The sequence below is a fragment of the Kitasatospora sp. NPDC127035 genome (genome assembly GCF_042726075.1).
GTDB lineage: Bacteria > Actinomycetota > Actinomycetes > Streptomycetales > Streptomycetaceae > Kitasatospora.
In genome coordinates this window covers 23553-41898 of the sequence record NZ_JBHXDN010000056.1, presented here as the reverse complement: position 1 = coordinate 41898, position 18346 = coordinate 23553, and the positions used below count along the sequence as shown (strand labels likewise).

Sequence of the window (18346 nt, the reverse complement as noted above, 5' to 3'; positions counted from 1 at the left end):
CGCGGGAGGCGGTGGCGGATCGACGGTGGGATGCGGGGACGTCGTAGCTGTACACGCAGGGCCCAACGAGCGAGCTCGCCGGTGGATGCGGGGTCCCCCGGCCCGGCCGGAAGGTGGCCTGTGCCGTGCGGGAGGGCACGTGAGGCGTGGTCCGCGCCGGGCGCGGAGGCAGGGTGCCCACGCCGGTTGCGCGCCGAGTGCGCACCGAGCATGTGCCGGGTGCGCACCTGATCGGGACGGCGCAGCGGTGCGGCGTACGCGCCCGGCGGGCGTGGCGAGGTACGGGCGTGGCGCGACGCGCGCGTGCCGGCACGTGCCGGCCCGCGCCGGCCCGCGCGGGTCGGTGTCGGCCGGTGTCGGCCCGTACGGGCCCGGGCAGGCGGGCCGGGGCCCGGGCGGTGCAGCGGGCGTCCCACGGGCTGGGGAACGGGCCGTGGTCCGGCGCGGTGCACGCCTCGGGCCCGTTCCCGGATCCGCTCCCGGCCAGGGTCCGGCCCGGGTTCGGCTCAGGTATCGGCCAGGTCCGGGCCAGGCGTGGGCCAGGTGCGGGCTCAGGTCCCGGCGAGGGGGAGGGAGGCGGCGACCACCTGGCCCAGGGCGACCGCGCGCTCCAGCGCCAGGCGCAGCAGGTCCTCGCGCGGCTGCCGTCCGACCGTTCCGGCCGGGACGGCGTACATGGTCACCTCGCCGAGTTGGTTGGCGGCGAACCGCCAGGCATCGGTCACCTGGAGCGGCTGGTGGGCCTGCCACCAGCCGGTGCTCCCGCCGGCGGCGGCGGGCTGGAGGATCGCGTGCAGCTTGCCCATCGCGACCAGCACCGACCAGCCGGGCAGCTGGTCCGGCGTCTTGTCGAGGTCGGTGACCTGCTGGAAGCCGGCGTCCTGGAGGAGGTCCAGGAACTCGTCCTCGCCGCTGGTGTTGCCCGGGCGGCCGACCGGTCCGGTCGGCTCGACGACCAGCGAGGCGTGGCCGGTACTGCCGTGCAGCACCAGCCCGCAGGTGATGCCCAGGATGGCGGCCTGGCCGGGGGCGCTCGACGGGCCGGACGGCTCGGGCCGACCGGACTCGGGAGCGGGCGCCGGGGCCGGCTGGGGGTGGCCGGGCGTACCGGCGGGGGCGTCGCCCCGGGCCTGGCTGATGCTGCGGACGGCGCCGACCAGCTGCTCCTCGGAGACCGGGACCACCTGGGAGGGGATGCAGCGGGCGTGGGCGAACGCGAGCACCGCGGTCTCCTCACCCACGAACAGCACGGTGCTGGTGGGCTCCTGGAGGGTGTCGCCGGGCGTGCGGCAGGAGGTGCACTCGTAGCTGTCGGGAGCGTGGGCGCCGCCGAGCAGGCGGTCGGCCTCGTCGTCGCCGATCTCGGACCGGACCTCGTCGCTGACGTCGAGCATGCGCGGCACTTGTTCTCCTTGTGAGGTGTCAGGGGCGTTGGCGGTAGGTGCTGGCAGTGGGCGTCGGCGGTGGTGCCGACGGGGGCGCCGGGGTGGTGCCGGCAGGGCGGGCGGGGTGAATCCGTAGGGGTCGGGCGGTCGGGTCTGTTCGAGCCGGGGCAGGGGGCGGCCCCGGCCGCCCTTACCAACGGGCCCCTGTGTCAGGGGTCACGGGTGGGGGGTGCGGGTGACGGTAATTGCCCCTGATTCGACCGCGGAGCGTGGTCTCGTGCTCGCAATCTGTCGATCTCGATGGCGGGCCTGCCGGAATGAAACTGTGAGGTGGGACACGGGACAGTGATGTTTGATCTAGGAAATGACGGTTAAATCGGACAAATTGGACACGATTACCTGGTAGTTACCGCCGGTAATGCCCGGCTGAGCTGGGCAGACCTCCGAGTGTTTGGATCCCTGGCGGCCGGCTCGTAGCTTCATTGGCGGTGCAACGAGCACCACCCGGGTTCACCCCCGACGCACAGCCCGCCGGTTCACCCGGCGCAGGCCGTGCCCACCGATCGACCGCTCGAACAGGTCGCCGGTGCGTGGGCGGTGGCCGGGGCGGCGCGGTACGTCCGACACGTACCCGGCCGCCCCACGGACGCGGCGAGCGAATCCCATCCCCTTCGAGGGCTTGGTTCCGCATGCCCGCCCGGGGCTGTCGAGAGGAACCTCATGACCTTCCGTAACGAGACCGCCGCTGCCACCACCTCCACCGCCACCAAGCGCAACCGCGTCCGGATGGCTGTCGTGGCGGGCGCCGCTGTCGCGGCCCTGCCGGTGGCCGGCCTCGTCACGGCCACCTCGGCCTCCGCCGCCTCCGTCTCCACCTGGGACGCTGTCGCCCAGTGCGAGAGCGGTGGCAACTGGGCCATCAACACCGGCAACGGTTTCTACGGCGGACTGCAGTTCACCTCCAGCACCTGGGCCGCCTTCGGTGGCACCGCCTACGCCTCGCAGGCCAACCTGGCCACCAAGGCGCAGCAGATCGCCGTCGCCGAGAAGGTCCTCGCCTCGCAGGGCCCGGGCGCCTGGCCCGTCTGCTCCGTCAAGGCCGGCCTGACCAAGGGCGGCGCCCCGGCCGCGGTCGACACCTCCGCCGGTGCGACCACCGCCCCCGCCGCGAAGCCGGCCGCGCCGAAGGCCACCGAGGCACCGAAGCCGGCCGCGCCGAAGGTCACCGAGGCCCCGAAGACCGCCGCCCCGAAGGCTGCTGTCGCCCCGAAGGCCGTCGAGGCCCCGAAGGCTACCGAGACCCCCAAGGCCGCTGCCGCGCCGAAGGCCGACAAGGCCGACAACGTCGCGAAGTCCGGCAAGTCCTGGACCTCGAACGACGCCAAGCAGGTCAACGGTGGCAACTACACCGTCCAGGCCGGCGACACCCTGAGCACCATCGCCGCGGCCAAGGGCATCGACTGGCACGCGCTGTACGACAACAACGCCAAGGTCATCGGCGCCAACCCGAACCTGATCTTCCCGGGCCAGACCCTGACCGTCTGATCCGACGATCCGCTGTCCGCGCCGTAGGCCCGCCCCCGGCCTGCGGCGCCGGACCACCGGCCGTTCCCCCGCCCACCGGGCTGGGGAACGGCCGTCGGCGTTGCGGGCCGGGGGCGGTGCCGTTGCCGTGTCGGGCCCGTGAGGCGGACGCCCGGAGGCGGCCCGGACGTGAGCCGGATGCGCCGCGGATGCGGCCCGGAAGGTCGGTGCGAGTACACGGAAGGCCGGACCGCCCGGACGCCCGGACGGTCGTACCGATCCGCCATGCACCGCCGGAGGCGGCCTAGGGTCGACTGGTGTGCCATCAGGACAGCTCGGCCCCGTGACGTCCGAGGGAGTGATCGGGTGACCGCCGGAGCACGCGGACCGATCGCGTCCGCCGCGCCTCCCCTCGTCCGCGTCGCCGCCCTGGTCGCCTGCGCCCTCTGCCTGACGGCGGGCACGGCGCTGCTGCCGACCGTCCGGGCCCGGGCCGCGGTCACGGTGGCGGACATGATCTGGGACGAGCTCGCCGCCTGCGAGAGCGGGGGCGACTGGCAGGCCGACACCGGAAACGGGTACTTCGGCGGGCTCCAGATCAGACCGTCGACCTGGGAGGAGGCGGGCGGACTGCGGTTCGCCGACCGCCCCGACCGTGCGACCAGACGCGCGCAGACCACGGTCGGGGAGGAGATCCTGCGCGGGCAGGGCTGGGAGGCGTGGCCGGGCTGCGCCCGCGAGATCGGGATGATCGTCGACCCGGTGGGGGAGCGGTCCCGCGTGGGGGAACGACCCCCGGCGGGGGTACGGCCCCGGCCGGGGTGAGCGGCCGATGACACGTGCGTGCCCGCTGTCGGAGGTGTGGGCGAGGATGGGGGAGTGACCCAGGGCGAGTTCTTCGGCGGCCTCTTCGACCCCGCCTCCGCGCGCGGACGGTCCGAGCCGGCACCGGGCGCGGTGCTCGTCCCCGGCTGGCTCGACGCGGAGACCCAACTGGGGCTGGTGGCGGCCTGCCGCGAGTGGTCCCGTCCGCCGGCGGGCCTGCATTCCGTCCGGATGCCCACCGGCGGGATGATGTCCGTCCGGATGGTCGGGCTCGGCCTGCACTGGTACCCGTACGGCTACTCGCGGACCGCCGAGGACGGCGCGCCCGTCAAGCCCTTCCCGTCCGACCTCGCCCGGTTGGCCCGGCGGGCGGTCGCCGACGCGTACGGCGAGGCCGCCGCCGACATCCCCGGAGCGGTCGGCTACGAACCGGACATCGCGATCGTCAACCACTACCCGCACGGCGCGAAGATGGGCCTCCACCAGGACCGTGACGAGCGGACGGACGCGCCGGTCGTCTCGCTCTCGCTGGGCGACACCTGCGTCTTCCGGCTGGGGAACACCGAAACCCGCACCCGGCCGTGGACCGACCTGGAGCTGCACGGCGGCGACCTGCTGGTCTTCGGCGGCCCGGCCCGGTTCGCGTACCACGGCGTGGTGCGGACGCTGCCGGGGACGGCCGACCCGGAGCTGGGCCTGACCGGGCGGCTCAACATCACCGTGCGGCAGTCGGGGCTGTAGCGGACGGGCCTGGGCCTGGGCCGGGCCCTGTCCTGACCTCCGGGTCTGGGTAAGCCCGGGCCCGGTCTTGCCCAGACCCGGGGTCCGCCCGGGGCCGCCACCTGTCAGCCGACCGATACTGTTCGACCTCGTTCGAGTGAATCGGCGAGGCGGGCCCCTGCCCGGGGGAATGTCCCGGCTCGCTGAAGAATTCGAATGGGCTGGAGAATTCGAGAGAACGGGTGACGACAGCCGGACGGAAGACCTCCGGCCGGGTCGGCAGCCCGGAGAGGACGTGTCCCATGGGTACCCCCGTCGACGAGCTCGTCGCACTGCTGGATCTCGAGCAGATCGAGCTGAACATCTTCCGCGGGCGCAGCCCCGAGGAGGCGCTCCAGCGGACGTTCGGCGGCCAGGTCGCCGGGCAGGCGCTGGTGGCGGCGGGGCGCACCGTGGACGGCGACCGGCCGGTCCACTCGCTGCACTCGTACTTCCTGCGCCCCGGGGTGCCCGGCGTGCCCATCGTCTACCAGGTCGACCGGCTCCGGGACGGTCGCTCGTTCACCACGCGTCGGGTGCTCGCGATCCAGGGCGGCCGGTCGATCTTCGCGCTGACCGCAGACTTCCACGTCCCGGAACCGGAGAGCATCGAGCACCAGTTCCCGATGCCCGTCGTCCCGGCGCCCGAGGAACTGCCGAGCGCGCTGGACGAGGTCGGCTCCCGCCTGGGTGAGCTGCCCCCGTTCATCAGCCGCCGCCAGCCCTTCGACATCCGGTACGTCGACCGGCTGCGGTGGACCAAGGAGGAGCTGGCCGGCGTCGAGGCCCGCAGCGGCGTCTGGCTGCGCACCAACGGCGCGCTGCCCGACGATCCGCTGATCCACGTCTGCGCGCTCACCTACGCCAGTGACATGACGCTGCTGGACGCGGTCCGCGCGCCCGTCGAGCCGCTCTGGGGCACCCGGCACTTCGACATGGCCTCGCTCGACCACGCGATGTGGTTCCACCGGCCGTTCCGGGCGGACGACTGGCTGCTCTACCAGCAGGAGTCCCCGATAGCCCACGGCGCCCGGGGCCTCGCGCGCGGGGAGATCTACGACCGCAACGGGCAGTTGGTGGTGTCGGTGGTCCAGGAGGGGCTGTTCCGGCGTATCAAGGGCTGATGAGGAAAGGCCGACCCACCTCGGGTGCCACGTGGTGTGCCCCACGTCCCGCGCTCCACGTCTCGCGCTCCACGTCCCGCGGGTTACGTGCGCATGGCCACGTGCTGTCGGACTGTGTGTTCAAGGGCTCATGTGACGGGCGTGCGACGGGCGTACTACAGGCGTGCCAAGCCGCCCGGCAACGGGAATGATCCACCCGGGTGTCGGATGTTTACGGGGGTAACGGAGAACGGACGGCCCGCCCGGCGGGCCCTGGACCGGAATGGGAGGGCGTGCCGATGACGGCGACCGCCGCAGAGGACTGGAAGCACTGGAGCGATCAGCGGACGGCGTCCGTGAGCGCACTGCACGGGCAGCTGTCGCTCACCGGCACGCACTGGCTCGAACCGGATCCCGCCGAGATCCCCGGCCTGCCGGGCCTCTGGTGGACGGACACCGAGGGCATCCGGTTCCGGGCGACGGCCGCCGACGGCATCACCGTCGCGGGCGCGGAGGCCCCCGTCGACGGTGAGGCGCTGCTCCGCCCGGACACCGACCCGTCGGCGGACACCGCCACCCTGGGTGAGCTGCTCCTGGTGCCGATCGAGCGCGAGGGGGAGCTGGCGCTCCGGGTCTTCGACCCGGCCGCACCCGGGCGGGCATCGTTCGCGGGCATCTCCGCCTACACCTACGCGCCGGAGTGGGCCGTCCCGGCGGTCTTCACCCCGTTCGAGGGCGAGGCCGCCCAGGCGCTGGTGGTCCCGAACGCCGACGGCAAGGAGCGCCGCCTGGCCGTGAGCGGCCGGATCGAGTTCACCGTCGCCGGCGAGCACCGGACGCTGACGGTGAGCCGTTCGGGCAACGGCCTGAGCGGCGTCATCGCCGACGCGACGAGCGGCCGGGACACCTACCGGTTCCGGTTCATCACCCTCCCCGAGCCCGACGCGGACGGGCACACGGTGTTGGACCTGAACCGCGCCTACCTGCCGCCGTGCGCCTTCGCGGACCACTTCATCTGCCCCTTCCCGCCGCCCGGCAACCGCCTGGACTTCGCGGTGGAGGCGGGCGAGAAGCAGGTCCTCACCCGCTAGTCCGTCCACTGGTCCGTCTGCTGGTCCGTCCGCGGAACGACTGCGGTACGTCTGCAGTCGTTCCGCGGACGGTCCTCGGCATGCCCCGCATCCCGTCCGGGCCGCCTGCCGGTCTGCCGGTCTGCTGGTCTGCGGGCCGAACGGGACGCGGGGCGTGGGCCGTGTGGCGTCGGGCTGCGCACCGGCGTGGCCCCGGAGCTGCACCTGACCGCCAAGTCCTGCCGGGCCTTCTTCGAGGCGCGTCTCGCCGAGTCGGGCGCGACCTTCGTCACCTGGACGGTGCTCGCGGCCCGCAAGCTGGAGGGTCCGATGATCCGGCGCGCCCTCGCGCGGTACCTGGGCATCGAGGGGTCGGCCCTGTCCCGGCAGCTTGAGCAGATGGAGCGGCGCGGGCTCGTGGTGCGCCGTCGCATCGACGAGGACCGGCGCGCGGCCACCGTCGAACCGGCCCCCGAGGGGGAGCTGTACGTCCGGATCTCGGCGGTCGCGGTGACCGGTCAGCAGGAGATGTCGAAGGGCCTCGGCGACGCCGGCGTCGCTCAACTGGCCGTTCTGCCGGACCGGATCCTCGGCAACGTCGGAGTCGACTGACCCCGGTCGGTGGTCCCGGAGGGGCGGGGCGGAACATGGGTTTCCGTGTCGACCAATCATCCTGCCAATCAGCCCCCCGCCGACGCGGTCCCGGCCCCCACCCCGGCGGCACCGTCCCCCTCGGCGCCCGCCGACGCCGTGCCGGTCACGGCTCCTGCCGTATCGGCCACGGCCCCTCCGTGGTACCGGCGGGCCGCACGCGGGGCCTTCGCCGACCTGAGCCCGCTGCGCGACAATGTCGACTACCGGCGGGTCTGGTTCGGCCAGGTCGTCTCCTCGGTCGGGCAGCAGATGACGGCCGTCGCCGTCTCGGTCCAGGTCTACGATCTGACCGGTTCGACCTTCGCGACAGGCCTGGTCGGCCTCTTCTCCCTCTTCCCGCTCATCGCCTTCGGCCTCTACGGCGGTGCGATCGCCGACAGCGTCGACCGCCGCCGCCTCGGCCTGATCGGTTCGGCCGGCCTCGCCGTCGTCTCCGCCGTCCTGGCCGCCCAGGCGCTCGCCGGCCTCGGCCTCGTGGCCGTCCTCTACGTCGCCGTCGCCGTCCAGGCCGGCTTCTTCGCGCTCGGCTCACCCGCCCGGTCCGCGATGATCCCGCGCCTCGTCCCCGCCGAACAGCTCCCCGCCGCCAACGCGCTGAACACCGTCAGCATGAACCTCGGCCTCACCGTCGGCCCCATGCTCGGCGGCGTCCTCATCGGCGCCTACGGCGTCCAGTCCGCCTACCTCGTCGACACCGTCGCGTTCGCCGCCACCATCTACGCCATGTGGCGCCTGCCGGCGATGCTCCCGCTCGGCGAGCGCAAGGGCCGGGCCTCCGTCCTCGACGGCCTCCGCTTCCTGCGCGACCAGCCCAACCTGCGCACCAGCTTCCTCGCCGACCTCGCCGCGATGATCTTCGGCATGCCACGCGCCCTCTTCCCCGCCATCGCGGTCACCTTCTACGGCGGCGACGCCCGCACCGTCGGCCTGCTGGTCGCGGCCCCCGCCGTGGGCGCCCTCGCCGGCGCCCTCTTCTCCGGCTGGGTCGGCCGAGTCCGCCGCCAGGGCGCCGCCGTCCTCGTCTCCGTCGTCGCCTGGGGCCTCGCCATCGCGGCCTTCGGCCTCGTCCGCAACCTCTGGCTCGGCCTCCTCCTGCTCGCCGTCGCCGGCTGCGCCGACACCGTCAGCATGATCTTCCGCAACACGATGATGCAGGTCGCCGCCCCCGACGAGATGCGCGGCCGCCTCCAGGGGATCTTCGTCGTGATCGTCGCCGGCGGCCCACGCCTCGGCGACTTCGAATCCGGCGCCGTCGCGTCCCTCACCAGCCCCGCCGTCTCCGTCGTCACCGGCGGCCTCGCCTGCGTGGCTGCCATCCTCCTCCTCGCCGCCCGCCGCCCCGCCTTCCTCCGCTACGACGCCCGCCACCCCACCCCCTGACCCCACCCCCATATCTGGCAGCGAGCACCCCCCGACGTGCTGTATTGTTTTCCACGTCGCCGGGACACCGGCCGACAAGGTCGAGAAACCCGAAGCAGAGTCCCTCAGACTCCGCCCAGGGCCACGAGACCACGGGACGTGGCGCAGCTTGGTAGCGCACTTGACTGGGGGTCAAGGGGTCGCAGGTTCAAATCCTGTCGTCCCGACAGTGATGTCGGAAGGCCGTTGGCCGGGAGAAATCCCAGGCCAACGGCCTTTTTGTTGATGGCCCGACAGGTGGCCCACGGCGCTGGAGCGGGCGGTCCGTGATCTTGCCAGGGACCAGCCGGGGACCAGCGAGCCGACGGAGTCAGGACCCGCCGCGGCTCACCACAGTCCTTGGATCGCGTGCGCATCGCCTCCGGGTCTTGCCCGATCAGCGCACGTCGTCGGGCGCCCGACGGGTGCGTCGCCGACGCAGGCCCCAGGTTGCCAGCGCGGTGACGAGTGCCACGGCGAGTCCGCCGAGGAACTCCGGCACCGCGGCCGCCAGCAGCTCGGGAACGCCGCCCGCATGGCCGCCGCATCCCTCGCCGATCGCCTGGACTGCCTCGTTGATCTCTGTCGACATTCGCCGCACGCCTCCACCGCTCGGAACACCTCACGGCCGCCGTCGACCGCGCAGCCAGCGTGCTCGGCGCAGGTGGTGTCCCCAACCCGCGCTGGGACAGCCTGGGGCAGCCCGGGACCGCTTGGGGCAATCGCATGCAGGCCGTAGGCCCGATCTGGGAGGATCGCGGATGTCCCGGGCCCGTCCCAGCGACGCGTCTGGGGCGCCCCCGGGGCAGGAGTTCGAGGGAAACCAGCGATGAGCGCGACAGTGGGAGACGGCGTCGGTGCTGCGTGCGCACTCGGGGACTTCCTCCGGGTCCGGGCGCAGGAGGCAGGCCTGAGCACGCGTGAGATCGCTCGCGCCTTCCAGCAACGGGCCGAGCGGGAGCAGGCGGGGAACGCGGCAAGGGAGGGCCTGTCGGCCGCCCCAGTGAGTGGGATGAACTTCTCGAAGTCGCACCTCGACCGCCTCTTCAAGGGCGGTACCGGGCTGCCGTCCGTCCCGTTCCTCCGGGTCTTCCTGGAGATCACCAGTGCCGCTGCCGGCCTGCCTCAGCCCCGTCACCAGGCGCTGTTCCGGGAAGCGGCAGAACTGCTGAGCGAAGCGCGTCGACTGAAGACCCGCCCGGCTGCGCTGCTGCAACTGCAGCCACAGCCGGAACCTCCCATTCCAGCGGCGGCCATCGCTGCGCTGCAGGCCCAGCTCGACCTCGAACGGGCGCATCGCACCGGGGACCGCCTCCGGCGGGAGTTGAGTGACACTCAGACGCTGATGGGAACGCTGCTACAGATCATCAACGCGCTGCGAGACATCATCACCGAGCTTGATCTCAACCATCTCGGCGCACCACACACCGCGGGACTGACGGCTCCGCGCTCGCAGGCCGAGCAGCAGCGCACCGAGGCGGTCGAGTACAAGGCGGCGGCGGAGGCGGAGTTCAACCGCGTTGACCACCGGCGGCGGGTACTGGAGGTGCTGTGGGACCAGGCGCAGGGCAACCTACGGCGGCTGGCTGCACATACCGACGTCGGGCACCTGCGGCCGCTCCCCGACCTCCCGTTGCTGCCAGCCCGGGGAGTCTTCTCCCCCGGCATCCGTGCCGAGTCTGCGCTCGTGGACATCGCGACCGCCCTTGGTCGGGTCCAGGAGTATAACGACGCGGAGGAACAGAAGATCGACGACCTGCAGCGCGCTCTAGCGGGCGACTCGCCGCTGGCCCCCGACGATGAACTGGCGATCCTGGTGGCCGCCACCCGTCTGAGCGACCCACTCGCCCGCAGCACCGCCGTGCGGACCATGCTGACTGGTTGGGCCCACCACCCACGCACCCGCGACACCCTTCTGCGTCTCGTCCATGATGATCAGTCGGCCATTCGCCACAACGTGGCCTGGGGCCTGGCAGCCGCCTGGGCGGGGAATCCCGAGGCCCAGGAGGCCGTCGTGGAGCTGGCCGGCGACCCCGAGAACCACGTCCGGCAGACGGCGGTGCTGGGGCTGGTGCACGGCTGGGCGGGTGACTGCGTTGCACGCAACGCGCTGATCCGGTTCGTCCAGCACAAGGATCCGGGCGTTCGGGAGACGATGATGTCTGCGCTGGTTCAGGGGTGGGCGAACGATCCGGCGGTCCGCGATTGCTTAATCACGCTGACCCGTGACAGCGACGCACTCGTCCGGGCGGCTGCCGCAGAGTTCCTCGCCAAGAGCTGGCTCCACGATGGCGCCGCACTCGCCGTGCTCCACTCCCTTTGCGACGACCCCTCGGAGTCCATCCGCTGGACGGTCGTGCAGGAACTCACGAGCCGGGGCTATGTCATGGCCATGGCTCCCGCGACGGATAATGCCATCATCCAGGCTGCCGAACTGCCGCCTTCCTATCAGGAACTCGAAACCCTACCGGTTGCTGAGGCGCTTCACCAGGGGATCGGCTTCCATGAGGGGATCACCGTGCTTGTGGGCGGCGAGGGCACAGGGAAGACCCTTCTGCTGGAGGCCCTGGCTCTGTCAATGAACTCGGTGCACTCTGCTCGCCCCATCGGTCAGCTGAGCTTGGTGAGCCAGGACCTGGCCAAACACCTTCGAATCACATGGAACGATCGACGGACGCCACACAGTTGCTACTACCTCAGCGACCGGAACGTCCGGGTGCTCGACAGCCGAGCTTCCGTGCTTAAGAACTGGAAGGCGAATCTCCGCTCCCTGGCCGAGCCGGACGGTGTGCCAAACCGGATTCTCCTGATCGACGAGCCCTTTGGCTCCTCGTACCCCGCCGCGGAACGCGCGGTCTCCGACATACTCTCGGGACTTGCCGACCAGGGCTTCCAGCTGATCGTCACCTCGACGCGAACCACCTTGGCCACCTGGACCACCGTCCCGGCGGCCCGCGTCATCCAGATCGGCCCAGGTGCCCACCGCACAGCCTCCTTCGATCCAACGAGGCTCCCTGACGGACCGACGCTGTTGAGCTAGGCCGCTTCCTGCTGATCTTGGGATCGTTGCCTGGCTGTGCCGTTGCCCGATGTGCAGTGGGTCATTCGCAGGCTTCGTGAGGCGGGCGGCTCGGGGCGGTCGCGGATAGGTCTGCGTTCGGCTTCACACGAGGTCGCCGGCTTGCCAGCCCGGGGGGACCTTGGGTAGCCCGATCAGGGCGTCGATGTTCAGGTGTTCGGCGAGCAGGGCATTGAGGTTGCGGCCGTCGATGAGGCGGAGGCGGCCGTTGCGGTGGGCGAAGTCGTAGCTGTCCTTGCCGAACCACGAGGTGGTGACGACGATGCCGTAGCCGGCGTCCTTGTCGTGCATGACGCCCGACATGGCGCGGACGGTGTTCACTGGGACCACGTTCTTGGAGCGTTTGGCCTGGATGGCGAAGATGGTGGATCCGGTCGGGTCGGTCAGTGTCGCGACGGCGTCCACGCCGTCGTCGCGGGAGCCCTGGGTGCGCCAGGTCTCGTAGCCCATGGCTTCGAAGAGTTCGCGGACCAGGCGTTCGAAGTCGTAGGGGTTCATTCGGAGCAGGTCGGGTCGCGAGGGTGGCGACCACTGCGGTGTCGGTGATGATGCGGTAGCGGGACAGGTCCGCCTCGACGATGGGTGTGACCGGTTCCAGGTCGTGAGGGTGCTTGGAGACGGTGGCTCCGAGCCGGTGGAGGCACTGCTGCGGGTCGAGACGCGGTTCGTCCAGGACCAGTTCGGCGAAGTCCTTGCGCTGGGCGACGACGCTGACGACGCACGCCCGGACGGCCTGTCCGGTCGTCGGATCGGTGGCGTTGACGCGGCCGTTGAGGATGACGGTCTCCACGAATGCTGCCGGTGTGGCGGTGAACGCCTCGTCCAGCGCCCGGAGGGCCAGGCGGGCCACCAGCCGGGCGTAGGCGTCGTGGACTTCGGCTTGTTTGGCGGGTTGGGGGACGACCTCGGCCCGCTGGGCGACGTAGCGGTAGGAGGCCACCGCGGGGACGATCTCGTGGTTCGGAAGCTCGACGTCGACCAGGAGTTGCTGGGCCTCGGGGGTGTAGACCGCGCGGGCTGCCGTTCGGCACCCAGGGGGCACGGGGGACCGCTGCAGCAGGTCTTCGACCATCTCTGCGACGCCCTGGGGACCCTCGTGGATGAACGCCTGCTCGACGTGGGGATGCCACAGTTCAAGGCCCTCGGGTCGTAGGAGCAGGACCGTCTCCAGTTCCTCGCGGCGCAGGTTGCACTCGGCGGTGCCCGCCTCGGCCAGGGCTTTGAGCCGGGCCGTCTCCGCTTGCCGGGCTTGCCGCTGGGCCTCCTTCTCGGCTTGGGCGTCCTCGCGCTTCCTTGCTTCCTCCGCCCGGCGGCGGGCCGCCTGGCGCTTGGCCAACTCGGCCTCCACACGGGCGGCTTCCTTGGCGCGGGCGGCCTCCTCGCGCTGGACGTGCTTCTCGCCGGCGGCCAGGAGCCGGGCGTGTTCGACTGCGGGGTCCACCTTCCGTTTCCTGGGGCGGGGCTGAGCCGTCGGCGCGGAGGCCTGGCCGTTCGTCGGCTGCTGCGTCCCGCGCTGCGCCTCTGCGGCTCGTGCCTGTTGCTTCAGGCGGTACGCCTCGGCGAGGATTTCCGCCACAGTCTTTCGGCGTGCCACCCGGTCCACCCCCTGGTCCATGACAGCGCGAACCCGCGTGGGGTCCGTGCTGCCTGCGCGATATGACAGCAGCCCTACCCGGATGGGGCCGCCGGAAATCCGCTGTGCGGTCGGAGCGGGGTCGGAGCAAGCGGTGGGTGGCATTGTGCTGGCACCGTCGAGGAGATGGAGCGCTCATTCGGGTGGGAGGGGAGCGGGGTTGCCGTCGCGCGTCACTACCTCGCGGTTGCACAGGTCGAGTACGGCGTCCAGCAGCACGGTGATGCCAGAGGCTCGAAGGCTGCCGTGGATGTTGCGTGCCGTCTGCTCGCGGTGCAGCAACCGGACCCAGGGTTCCGCACCGTGCTCGTTGTCTGTCACAAGTCCACTTCTACAACAGCGTGGTTGACGATGGCAGGCTCGCTGCCGTAGGTAGATGGTCAGCGGCGAGACCTCGGAGGCTGCCCGTTACGGCCGTCTACTGGACGAGACGTAGATGACGAACGGGCGCCTCGGTCGCTGCCGCCTGCGAGGTGGTCCGGTCTGCTGACAGGTGCCTGCTGAGGGAGCGGCCGGCGTTCTCGATGGAGCTCTTGTCCGGGTGGAGGTAGCGCTGGGTGGTGGTGATGTGGCCGTGGCCGGCGATCTTCTGGAGGACGTGGATGGGGACGCCGGCGTCGGCGAGCCAAGTGAGGCCGGTGTGCCGGAGGTCGTGCCGGCGCAGGTACTCGTAGCCGAGGCTGACGACGACTTCGTCCCAGTGGGTGGCGTCGCGGAGGATGGCGGTGGTGATGCGTCCGCCGCGTGGTCCGGTGAACAGGCGGGCCATGGGGTCGTTTCCGACCACGTTCATGCGCCAGTTCACGAGGTCGCGGATCTCTTCGATGATGGGGACGGTGCGCCGCCGCTTTCCCTTGGTGCCCTTGTCGATGAGGCCGCCGGGGCTGGTGGTGGTCTGGCGGCACAGGTCCCATGTCCAGTCGAAGCGGTTGATGTCCTTGACGCGCACGCCCGAGACCTCGCCGATGCGGGCGGCGGTGCAGGCGGCGAAGCGGACGATGTCGCCCCAGCCGCGGTAGTGGTTGTGGGAGCGTTCGACGAGGGCGTTGGCGAGTTCGTCGAGGGCGTCCCAGTCGGCGAGGGCGAGGGAGCGGGGGTCGTCGAGTTCGTCCTCGGCTTTCTTGTAGAGGCTGCCAGCCGCTCATCCGTGAGGGGTTGACGTCGATGAGACCGTCGCGGACGGCCTGCTCCATGATGCGTACGAGCGGGGCGAGGCTGTTCTTGACGGAGGAGATGCTGAGTCCGTCGGCGATCCACGAGTGGAGGGCCCGGTCGGTGATGCCGTTGGTGATGCTGGTGATGGGTATGTGGCCGAGGACCGGGGTGACGCGCAGCTTCCAGCCGGCGGTGTAGGGGTCGAGGGTGGTGGTCTCCAGGCCGCGCATCGCCAGGTCCCAGTTCTCGTCGCCGTACTCGGCGAGGGTCATGGTGAGGGTCTTGGGGGTGATGCCTCGTGCCGCGGCCCGTTCCATGCGGGCGATCCAGGCCTCGGCTTCGGTCTCCGTGGGGACGGAGGAGGAAGCCGACTTGCGACCGCCGCCGTTGGGGTCCGTCCAGCGCACGCGGGCGCGGTAGCGGAACTGTGGGCGGCGGTCGGGGCGGTGTTCGATGTCGGTGGTGAGGTCGACACCCAAGGGGATGAGCTGGGTGGGGTCGGACATTCAGGCTGCCTCGGATGGGTCGGTGCGCTTGTGGGCGAGCCACACCTGGGTGTCGGGGATGCTGTACAGGTAGAGCCGGGGCGCGATCTGCACAAACGGCGGTCCCTGCGGGGGAGTGGCGGAGCGCCAGCGCCGCAGGGTCGAGGGGTCGACCTTCAGCAGTGCGGCGAGTTCCTCGGTCGAGTACCAGCCGCTGTGCAGGAGGTCGAACTCCGCTGCCGGATCAGCCTGGTGCGCGGGGTCGGCGGCGGCCGGGGTCGGAACCGAGAGCCGGCTTACGGCGGGAACGCGGGGTCGGGCGTACATGGTCTCCCTCTGGCGGGTGGTGGAGCCGCTTGGGCTCGGCCGGGCACGCCCACAGTCACCTGTCCGCCTGGACGGGCGGAACAGGGGTCGGCGTGCTGAACGGGACAGACCGTACGTACGTGAGGTTCTTCGAGGCGCGTCGAGACCCGGCGGGCACACCGGGTGGAAGGCGACCGGATGTCTGTGACCGCCGCGGACGGCCTACTGCCACCGGGAGTCTGCGCAGGTCACCCCGGGTTGAGGGGGTGCTTCTCGGTGCTGGCTGCGATGCATGCCGCAACTGGCGTTCTTGCCTGGTGGGTCGAGGCCAGGGCGCCGGGCGAAGGCCGGGGAGTACCCTGAAAGCGACGGCAGGCGAAGAGTCGCGGCTACGGTCCGTGACGAACGTAAGGAGTGCTGGCCAGTCGGCACCCTACATCGAGTCGAGGCTATCTCAAGAGCTGCCTTTTAATCCGTAGGCCTGCGGATTCTTCTCCGGTCATCACTTTCTTGGTCGTAGGCCCCTTGACCTGGGAAGGCGTGCGTCACGGAGTGGGGGACTGGCTTGGGTGGGGGCCCGTGATGGGTGGCGAGTGGGGCGCGCGTGGGGCGGCAGGCGCGCCGACGAAACGTCAATAACTCACTCTGAGCTACGGATTCTTCTGCTTGCGATGGCGGCGGGGCGGACCTCTGAGCGTCGCTTGCGCGTCTTGGGCTGACTACGGATGCCTCTGGAGATCATCCGAGCTGCGTCGATCACCACGCGGGCCGTCGCTTCTGCGCTGAGATGGGCCGTCTCGGGCAGGACCGACGTGTAGGTGTCGGCAGTGGTGACGATCGTCGAGTGACCCAACTGGGCCTGGATTTCTTTGAGATCGTATCCGCCGGTCAAGGCAAGGCTTGCCGCGCCGTGGCGCAGGTCGTGGAGGCGGACCGGCGGTAGGCCACTTCTGCGAACCATGCCCTGGAAGACGTGACCGACGTGGTCCGGGCGCAGCGGACTCCCGTAGACGTCGGTGAATACGTATCCGGATTCATTCCATTCAATTCCCGCTGCGAGTTTCTCCCTTCTCTGCTGATTACGGTGAGTGTTCAAGATGCGGACGGTGCTCCCGTCGAGGGCGATTGTCCGTTCGCCGGCACGAGTCTTGACCGGGCAGGCCTCAAGGCGGCCGTTCTCTCGCTGCTGTAGCTGCCTGGCGACCGTGAGCGTTCGGCCGGAGGCGTCGAAGCCCGACCAGCGGAGCCCTACGCCTTCCCCGCGACGCAGGCCACGCAGCGCATACAGGTGATACAGCGCGTACAAGCGGTGCCCGCTCGCGTAGGCGAGGAAGGCAGCGGTCTGGGCCGGCGTCCACACAGCGACGGGAGGGCGCTCGCCTGTTCGCTCCCACTCCGCCACTCGACCGTCGGTCCACACCACCGGGTGGGGGCGCGGCGCCCTCGGAAGGTCGAGGTGTCGCGCCGGGTTGGTGGTCAGCATCCCGTTGCGTACGGCAACGTTGAGGGCGGCACGCAAGGTCGCCTGGATCCGGCGTAGCGTGCCCGCGCTTATCGGCCGGCCCGCGCTCTGGTGCCGACGGACGATGCTGCTGAAGGCCTGCTGGAGGCCCTCGTTGGTCAGCTCGCAGAGCAGTTCGTGACCGAGCAGCGGAACGAGGTACTGCTCCAGGTGCTTGCGGTAGCCGCGCGCGGTCGACGGCCGGAGGTGCGGCTCCACGGTGCTGTACCAGCGCAGCAGCCACTGGCCGGTGGTGAGGAGCTCGCCCTGGCGCACGCGGTCGCGGTCGCGTAGACGCCGGAGAGCCTCGGCGGCGTCCTTGCGGGTGCGATACCCGCCCCGACGCAGGCGGGAGCGGTGATCGTCGACGGTCGCGGGCCTTGGCATCGCGAGGTACCAGGAACCGTGGCCACGGCGATGGAGGTCCGGGCAAAGGCTTCCAAGCTGCCGACCGGTATCGGAGTCCCGGCAGCCGCACCGCTTGTAGATCGTTCCGGTACCACGCATGACGTCCTCCCTCTGGATTAGCAGATGAACGTATGGCCAGCGTGCGCCTGTGGCACCGAGAGATGGCCCTGGTCCGGAGGCCAAATGGCGAGGCTCTTGAAACGGTGTTCGGAAGCGATAGGCGTGGTGAGGTGTACGGCCAAGCCGCTGCTTCTAGCAGATCGACTTGGGACGAGATCGGACCCGCAAGCGGTCGCGTGCCAGAGCCTCTCGCGTCAGCGCTGCCGCGGGATAGGCAGGGGCTCATGGCGGTGCCAGATCAGTGATCGATCTTCGCGGCGGAGCTCCGCAGATCCCCATTCCAGGCGGACCACACCGTCAGCCAGCGAACAGGCGTAGGCGACGAGAACAAGCTTGGTGTCCGGTGAGAGGCGCGCGAGATCCGAGTGAGGCTCGTCCTCGTCCGGCAGTTCGATGCCGAGATCCAGCTCCACCTGACGCGGGTCGGGACCGTGCCTGCGAATGAGGTCAGCACGAAGCCCCGACGCGCTGCGGAGTCTGGCAGCAGTCACGGGCACGTCCCTCTTCGCATACCTGTACGGGTAGATGACATGGCCGGCGACCACGGCGACGGTCCGCGCCTGGAGGCGCACCAGCTCGACGCCGGGGAGCTGAGAGAGGCCGGCCGACAGTTCCTCGTACTGTGCGGCGTAGAGCCCGTGTCCGTATGCTTCGAGCGTCTGCGTGTGAACGCCTTCGTGGCCGCCTTGGGCGCGTTCGTGGGCGCGGACAAGACATGCGGGCACGATGGCTGCGACCTCGGCGGCGAGGGAGCCGAAGACCGTGCGTACCCACGGACTGGCGGAGTGCGCGTCCGACATGAGAATCCCCCGATCGATCGTCCTATGACCAACCTCAGGGTCTGACAGTCCGCTGATCGGCACGGTGGATCAAGGGCGCATTGGGGGATCTCAGGGTGCACGGAGCAGGGAGTGCTACTCGGTGGCCCAGCGCGATGCCCG

General features: G+C 70.8%; 17 protein-coding genes and 1 tRNA gene. 10 read left to right on the top strand and 8 right to left on the bottom strand.

The genetic code is table 11. The annotated features are described in order from the left end of the window. Window positions 1–551: 551 nt before the first annotated feature. Window positions 552–1403 carry a hypothetical protein gene (locus ACFWIC_RS30210; protein ID WP_329882811.1) on the bottom strand — a complete coding sequence of 284 codons (852 nt, stop codon included), beginning with the start codon at window positions 1401–1403 and terminating at the stop codon, window positions 552–554. Between the two features lie 702 nt (window positions 1404–2105). Between ACFWIC_RS30210 and ACFWIC_RS30205 the strand changes: the two genes are divergently transcribed. The 8 genes from ACFWIC_RS30205 (at window position 2106) to ACFWIC_RS30170 (ending at window position 8906) form a co-directional block, all read left to right on the top strand. Beyond that, the gene (locus ACFWIC_RS30205) at window positions 2106–2930 is read left to right on the top strand and encodes a transglycosylase family protein (RefSeq protein ID WP_380520466.1); all 825 of its coding nucleotides are present in this window, start codon (window positions 2106–2108) and stop codon (window positions 2928–2930) included. A gap of 345 nt (window positions 2931–3275) precedes the next feature. After that, window positions 3276–3734 carry a transglycosylase family protein gene (locus ACFWIC_RS30200; RefSeq protein WP_380520465.1) on the top strand — a complete coding sequence of 153 codons (459 nt, stop codon included), beginning with the start codon at window positions 3276–3278 and terminating at the stop codon, window positions 3732–3734. 54 nt (window positions 3735–3788) lie between these two features. Next, entirely contained in the window at window positions 3789–4475 is a 687-nt protein-coding gene (locus ACFWIC_RS30195; RefSeq protein WP_329948037.1) for an alpha-ketoglutarate-dependent dioxygenase AlkB, read from the top strand. A gap of 281 nt (window positions 4476–4756) precedes the next feature. Further along, on the top strand, window positions 4757–5617 hold the full coding sequence (locus ACFWIC_RS30190; protein ID WP_329882815.1) for an acyl-CoA thioesterase II: 861 nt from the start codon (window positions 4757–4759) through the stop codon (window positions 5615–5617). A gap of 278 nt (window positions 5618–5895) precedes the next feature. Then, entirely contained in the window at window positions 5896–6687 is a 792-nt protein-coding gene (locus tag ACFWIC_RS30185; RefSeq protein ID WP_355401926.1) for a DUF1684 domain-containing protein, read from the top strand. A gap of 186 nt (window positions 6688–6873) precedes the next feature. Beyond that, a complete protein-coding gene (locus ACFWIC_RS30180) occupies window positions 6874–7278 on the top strand; it encodes a MarR family transcriptional regulator (RefSeq protein WP_329948035.1) in 405 nt (134 codons plus the stop codon). A gap of 138 nt (window positions 7279–7416) precedes the next feature. Further along, window positions 7417–8700 carry an MFS transporter gene (locus tag ACFWIC_RS30175; RefSeq protein ID WP_380520476.1) on the top strand — a complete coding sequence of 428 codons (1284 nt, stop codon included), beginning with the start codon at window positions 7417–7419 and terminating at the stop codon, window positions 8698–8700. A 132-nt stretch (window positions 8701–8832) separates the two neighbouring features. Next, a tRNA-Pro gene (locus tag ACFWIC_RS30170) sits at window positions 8833–8906 on the top strand. 209 nt (window positions 8907–9115) lie between these two features. Here the strand turns inward: ACFWIC_RS30170 and ACFWIC_RS30165 are convergent. Next, on the bottom strand, window positions 9116–9310 hold the full coding sequence (locus ACFWIC_RS30165) for a hypothetical protein (RefSeq protein ID WP_380358715.1): 195 nt from the start codon (window positions 9308–9310) through the stop codon (window positions 9116–9118). A 237-nt stretch (window positions 9311–9547) separates the two neighbouring features. Between ACFWIC_RS30165 and ACFWIC_RS30160 the strand changes: the two genes are divergently transcribed. After that, on the top strand, window positions 9548–11758 hold the full coding sequence (locus tag ACFWIC_RS30160) for a HEAT repeat domain-containing protein (protein WP_380520464.1): 2211 nt from the start codon (window positions 9548–9550) through the stop codon (window positions 11756–11758). A 123-nt stretch (window positions 11759–11881) separates the two neighbouring features. On the opposite strand, the gene ACFWIC_RS30155 is transcribed toward ACFWIC_RS30160, so the two are convergent. Then, on the bottom strand, window positions 11882–12295 hold the full coding sequence (locus ACFWIC_RS30155) for a restriction endonuclease (protein ID WP_380520463.1): 414 nt from the start codon (window positions 12293–12295) through the stop codon (window positions 11882–11884). A gap of 136 nt (window positions 12296–12431) precedes the next feature. Between ACFWIC_RS30155 and ACFWIC_RS30150 the strand changes: the two genes are divergently transcribed. Further along, window positions 12432–12950, top strand: a complete 519-nt coding sequence (locus tag ACFWIC_RS30150) for a hypothetical protein (RefSeq protein ID WP_380520462.1) — start codon at window positions 12432–12434, stop codon at window positions 12948–12950. Window positions 12951–13565: 615 nt separating this feature from the next. Here the strand turns inward: ACFWIC_RS30150 and ACFWIC_RS30145 are convergent. The 5 genes from ACFWIC_RS30145 to ACFWIC_RS30125 all read right to left on the bottom strand — a co-directional run bounded on the left by ACFWIC_RS30145 (window position 13566) and on the right by ACFWIC_RS30125 (window position 18205). After that, a complete protein-coding gene (locus ACFWIC_RS30145) occupies window positions 13566–13751 on the bottom strand; it encodes a hypothetical protein (RefSeq protein WP_380520461.1) in 186 nt (61 codons plus the stop codon). Window positions 13752–13848: 97 nt separating this feature from the next. Further along, complete coding sequence (locus ACFWIC_RS30140) at window positions 13849–14379, bottom strand: tyrosine-type recombinase/integrase (protein ID WP_380520460.1); 531 nt, start codon at window positions 14377–14379, stop codon at window positions 13849–13851. A gap of 712 nt (window positions 14380–15091) precedes the next feature. Further along, entirely contained in the window at window positions 15092–15397 is a 306-nt protein-coding gene (locus ACFWIC_RS30135) for a helix-turn-helix domain-containing protein (protein WP_380520458.1), read from the bottom strand. A gap of 619 nt (window positions 15398–16016) precedes the next feature. After that, the gene (locus ACFWIC_RS30130; protein ID WP_380520457.1) at window positions 16017–17384 is read right to left on the bottom strand and encodes a tyrosine-type recombinase/integrase; all 1368 of its coding nucleotides are present in this window, start codon (window positions 17382–17384) and stop codon (window positions 16017–16019) included. Between the two features lie 215 nt (window positions 17385–17599). After that, window positions 17600–18205, bottom strand: coding sequence for a hypothetical protein (locus ACFWIC_RS30125; RefSeq protein WP_350784627.1), 606 nt, complete (start codon window positions 18203–18205; stop codon window positions 17600–17602). Window positions 18206–18346 lie beyond the last annotated feature (141 nt).

Bases quoted from the DNA above. Each gene is read 5' to 3' on its own strand.
- ACFWIC_RS30205 (WP_380520466.1), top strand. From the start codon at position 2,106: ATGACCTTCCGTAACGAGACCGCCGCTGCCACCACCTCCACCGCCACC.
- ACFWIC_RS30190 (WP_329882815.1), top strand. From the start codon at position 4,757: ATGGGTACCCCCGTCGACGAGCTCGTCGCACTGCTGGATCTCGAGCAG.
- ACFWIC_RS30185 (WP_355401926.1), top strand. From the start codon at position 5,896: ATGACGGCGACCGCCGCAGAGGACTGGAAGCACTGGAGCGATCAGCGG.
- ACFWIC_RS30165 (WP_380358715.1), bottom strand. From the start codon at position 9,310: ATGTCGACAGAGATCAACGAGGCAGTCCAGGCGATCGGCGAGGGATGC.
- ACFWIC_RS30160 (WP_380520464.1), top strand. From the start codon at position 9,548: ATGAGCGCGACAGTGGGAGACGGCGTCGGTGCTGCGTGCGCACTCGGG.
- ACFWIC_RS30155 (WP_380520463.1), bottom strand. From the start codon at position 12,295: ATGAACCCCTACGACTTCGAACGCCTGGTCCGCGAACTCTTCGAAGCC.
- ACFWIC_RS30135 (WP_380520458.1), bottom strand. From the start codon at position 15,397: ATGTACGCCCGACCCCGCGTTCCCGCCGTAAGCCGGCTCTCGGTTCCG.
- ACFWIC_RS30130 (WP_380520457.1), bottom strand. From the start codon at position 17,384: ATGCGTGGTACCGGAACGATCTACAAGCGGTGCGGCTGCCGGGACTCC.
- ACFWIC_RS30125 (WP_350784627.1), bottom strand. From the start codon at position 18,205: ATGTCGGACGCGCACTCCGCCAGTCCGTGGGTACGCACGGTCTTCGGC.